Origin of the sequence: Pseudomonas persica, from assembly GCF_900291015.1 — a bacterium.
Lineage (GTDB): Bacteria > Pseudomonadota > Gammaproteobacteria > Pseudomonadales > Pseudomonadaceae > Aquipseudomonas.
Map to the genome: position 1 here is coordinate 1 of NZ_OLKL01000093.1, position 287 is coordinate 287.

The following is a 287-nucleotide window of genomic DNA, read 5'->3' on the forward strand; positions in this document are numbered from 1 at the left end:
CCGCACTACCATCCTCGGCCACGGCCAGTACCGGCGGCTCGCTGCCCTTCTCGCTGAGCAGGCTGGCCAGGCTGCGGATGACGATACCCGCGGCGCACAACGCAATGATCGGCGTGTCTTGCTGGTACAACCCGCGCAGGGTATCGCCGAACGACGCGTACGACTGGTCCGCACCCTCGACACGCCCCTCGAGGCCATGGATCGTGGCCTGTGGATAACAGGCCTGGATACGCTGCGCCGTCGCCAGGCTGCCCGGGCCGAGAATGACGATGGCCGGTGCCCTGCGC

1 pseudogene is annotated in these 287 nt (G+C 68.3%); it reads right to left on the reverse strand.

Annotated features, from left to right (window positions below):
- Window positions 1-287, reverse strand: a pseudogene (locus tag FQ664_RS25835) (cobalt-precorrin 5A hydrolase); the annotation flags it as partial.